Annotated in this window: 2 protein-coding genes; both read right to left on the reverse strand. The window is 63.4% G+C overall.

The genetic code is table 11. The annotated features are described in order from the left end of the window. Positions 1-186: 186 nt before the first annotated feature. Positions 187-1,506, reverse strand: a complete 1,320-nt coding sequence (gene tyrS / locus RUH64_RS16830; RefSeq protein ID WP_313814943.1) for a tyrosine--tRNA ligase — start codon at positions 1,504-1,506, stop codon at positions 187-189. Between the two features lie 158 nt (positions 1,507-1,664). After that, positions 1,665-3,869 carry a UvrD-helicase domain-containing protein gene (locus RUH64_RS16835; RefSeq protein WP_313814944.1) on the reverse strand — a complete coding sequence of 735 codons (2,205 nt, stop codon included), beginning with the start codon at positions 3,867-3,869 and terminating at the stop codon, positions 1,665-1,667. Between the last annotated feature and the right edge of the window lie 239 nt (positions 3,870-4,108).

The following is a 4,108-nucleotide window of genomic DNA, read 5'->3' on the forward strand; positions in this document are numbered from 1 at the left end:
CGGTTGCTCCGTAGCAGCGGCGCGAGATAAAACTTTACACGGACCGCACCCCAACACCAAATCGGCCAGTAGCCGTCAAAAGTTGCAGATTTTTCATGTTGACTTGGAGTTTTAGTGAATAGGTACAAGAAAACCGTCAGAAAAGTGTGCTGGTTCACAAACTTTTCTGACGGTTTCGCTTAGTTACTACTTGGTCAGCTCGACAACTGCCATGTTCTTCTTGCCGCGGCGCACGATGGCGTAGCGTCCGTGGAGGAAGTCAGACTCCGCCAATTCCGAATCGATGCCGTCGACCTTCTCATTGTTGACGTAGGCGCCGCCTTCGCCAACGGTGCGACGAGCTTCCGACTGGGTCTTGCTCAGACCGGAAACATGCAACACATTCAAGATGCCCAAATCGGCGGCCGACACCTGTGCGGTAGGGAGTTCGGCGATGACAGCCTGCAGCGTCGGAAGGTCGATATCACCCAGGTCTCCATTGCCGAAGACCGCGGCAGATGCGGCGATCACCTTATTGGTGGCGTCCTCGCCGTGGACCAGCGAAGTCACCTGCCATGCAAGTTCACGCTGCGCCTGGCGCTTGAACGGACGCTCGGCAACTTCTACTGCTAGTGCCTCGATCTGCTCGCGCGAAAGGAAGGTGAAGACCTTTAGTCGATCGATGACGTCGGCGTCGGCAGTATTCAGCCAGAACTGGTAGAAGGTGTACGGACTGCACATTTCGGCATCCAGCCAGATGGCATTGCCCTCCGACTTACCGAACTTGGTGCCATCAGAGTTGGTGATCAGCGGGGTCCCGTAGGCATGAACCGAACGGCCCTCAACCTTGCGGATCAGGTCGGTGCCGCTGGTCAGGTTGCCCCACTGGTCCGAACCGCCGGTCTGCAGGGTGCAGCCGTACTGGCGGTTCAGCTCAAGGTAGTCGTAGCCCTGCAGCACCTGGTAGGAGAACTCGGTGTAGCTGATGCCCTCATCGGAATTCAGGCGCGCGGCGACGATCTCCTTCTTCACCATGGTGCCCACGCGGAAGTACTTGCCGACATCGCGCAGGAAATCCAGTGCTGACAGGGGTGCGGTCCAGTCTAGGTTGTTGACCAGGCGCACGGCGTTCTCACCGTCGTTGGATAGGAAGCGCGAGACCTGAGCCTGCAGCTTCGCCACCCACTCGTTCACGGTCTCCTTGGTGTTCAGGGTACGCTCGGCGGTTTGGCGCGGGTCGCCGATCAAACCGGTGGAACCGCCCACCAGGGCCAGCGGCTGATGACCCGCCAACTGCAGGCGGCGCATGTTCAGCAGCTGCACCAGGTTTCCCAGGTGCAGGGAAGGTGCCGTGGGATCGAAGCCGCAGTAATAGGTCACGGTCTCTTCAGACAGGGCACGTTCAAGTTCGGTTTCGTCGGTGGACACGTGCACCAGCCCGCGCCACTTCAGTTCCTGCCAAACGTTTGCAAAAGAGGAATCGTTACTCTGCCCGGCGAGCACCGGGTTCTGATTGCTTTCAGACATGCTAGCTGTGACCATTTTTCTGTCTTCGTTCTGCCCCGTGCACACGCCGAGTTCGACGTGTGATTGCTACCGCGCGGCCAGTGGGGTTGCCTGATGCCGCGCTCTTCCAAGGTTATCGTCACGAGTTGGCTTATTGCCACTTCGCGACGGCGGGCGCGCTAGGCTTCCAGTCCAGCGGGCAGTTGACCGGTGTGGATCACGCGCAGGCGCTGGGTGGTGCGGGTCATCGCAACATACAGGTCGCCCACTCCCCCGTCGACCTCCTCCACGAGCTGCTGTGGTTCGACGATGACGACCCCGTCGAACTCCAGGCCCTTGGATTCACGGGCGCTGATCACGACGATGTCCTGGCTCAACCCGCCCGAACCGGTGCCGACGCGTTCGCCGTACGCCGATTCCACTGCCGCGCGGGTGGCGGCCAGCAGGTCCTGCGGCACGATCACCGCCTGCAGGCCCCCGGCGGAGAATTCAAGCTCTTCGCCCAGGGCCGCCAGCAGGGTGTCCTGTAGCTGCTGCTGCGTGGTTTCGGTGAGCACCGGCGGCCAGTCGCCCTCGCGCACCGCCTGCGGTGTGGTGATCCTCAGGCCGGCGGCCTGGGCAACGCGCACGGCGGCGTCGGCGATCTGGGCGGGAGTACGGTAGTTCACCGTGAGCTCTTCCTGCGCGAAGCGGTCTCCGAAAAATGGCTGCAGGGCCTGGGCCCAGCTGTTCGCGCCGGAGGCGGCGGAGGTCTGCGCGATGTCTCCCACGATGGTGAAGGACTTGATCGGACAGCGGCGCACCAGCAGGCGCCACTGCATGGGCGAAAGCTCCTGCGCCTCGTCGACCACGATGTGCCCGTAGGCCCAGGTGCGGTCCGCGACGGCACGGTCGGCTGCGGTCTGCCGGGCCGCGGTTTCCTGGTTGACCCCTGCAACCTGCTGGGCGGTGACCACCCCGTCGATGCCCGCATTTTCAAGCATGGTGTTCATATTGCGCAGCGCTGCCTCGGCGTTCTCCACGTCGCGCTGATATTGGGCTGCGTGCAGTGCCGCCTGAGGATCCTCCGGCTCGCCCAAGAGCTCCGCCGCCTCGTCCAACAGCGGCACGTCGGCCTCGGTGAACGGCGATTCGGCGCGGCGGTAGAGTGCGTCGCGCTCCACCTCGCTCAGCTTCGGCGCTGCGGCGGCCAGCAGGTGCGGATTGGCGAAGAGTTCGGCGATCAGCTTCTGCGGGGTCATCGGCATCCAGCACAGGTTCAGCGCCACGCGCACGTCCCAGGACTCGCGCACCTCCTGCGGCAGGTAGGAACGGTCCGAGGTCGATGACTGCCCGGCGGACTCCTCAAGCTTCTGACGCAGCTGCTCGGCCAGGTCCCCTACCAGCACCTTCACGAAGGTTTCGCGGGCCTGGTTGTAGGGCTTGTGGGTATGGCGGGCGCGTTCGCGTGCATTGCGCACCATGCCGCGGGTCAGCGTCAGCCGCGTTCCCTCCACCACCACGGTGCGGTCTTCGGCCAGCAGACGCTGGCGGTTGCGCACCGCGGCGGCGACGACCTTGGCCATGGACAGCTGGCCCTTGATGCGTGCGACGGTGCGGTTGGTCTCCGGCACCGCACGGATGCCGGGGTACAGCTCGCCCACCGAGCTCATCACCACGCCGGTTTCACCCAGCGATGGCAGCACGCGCTCGATGTAGCGCATGAAGGAGTTGGACGGGCCGACGATCAGCACGCCGGCGTTCTTGAGGCGTTCGCGGTATTCGTAGAGCAGGTAGGCGGCGCGGTGCAGCGCCACGGCGGTCTTTCCGGTACCCGGACCGCCCTGCACCACTACAGCGCCGGGCAGCGCGCTGCGGATGATCGCATCCTGCTCGGCTTGGATGGTGCCGACGATATCGCCCATGCGGCCGGTGCGCTTTTCGCGCAGCGCCGCCATAAGCGCGCCTTCGCCGTGGTGCGTGTGGCCCTCGTCCAGCCAGGTTTCATCGAGCACGTCGTCTTCGATGCCTGCCACCGCCCGGCCCTTGAGCATCAGGTGTCGGCGGCGGCGCACGCCGCGCGGGTTCAGCGCGGTGGCCTGGTAGAACGGTGCTGCCTCGGCGGCGCGCCAGTCGATCATCAGGCGGTTGAGCTCTTCATCACTCAGACCGATGCGGCCGATGTAGCGCGGGGTGTCGGGCTGCTGCTCCATATCCAGCCGGCCGAAGACCAGCCGGTCCTCCACCGCGTCGAGCTGTGCGATGCGGTCTTCGTAAAGCGTGGCGAAGGAGTCGCGTTCGGACATGTTCTGGAAGCTGCCTACCGCCCCCTGAGCCCGGGTCCGCCCCAATTGCTGGACCTTCTCCGCGCGCAGCTCGTCCAGTCGTGCATAAAGCTTTGCCACATACCGAGTCTCGGCTGACAGATCTTGTTCGATCGTTTCGGACAACCCGATTTCCCCTCGCACTAATCGTTGCGCACTAAATTCGCAGGACAAACAATCATACGCGCCGTGCGAAGCGCTGTTCTATTCCGCTTCGCGCCCGGCGTAATGTGACCCCTGCGGACTCTTCTATGTCTGTCAAGCCGCAATCTGAACCTTTTCATCTATTGCTGAAGCGCTGAAGATTTTGAAGATGCGAC

Source organism: Glutamicibacter sp., from assembly GCF_032154645.1.
In the GTDB taxonomy this organism is placed as follows: Bacteria; Actinomycetota; Actinomycetes; order Actinomycetales; family Micrococcaceae; genus Glutamicibacter.

Bases quoted from the DNA above. Each gene is read 5' to 3' on its own strand.
- tyrS (WP_313814943.1), bottom strand. From the start codon at position 1,506: ATGTCTGAAAGCAATCAGAACCCGGTGCTCGCCGGGCAGAGTAACGAT.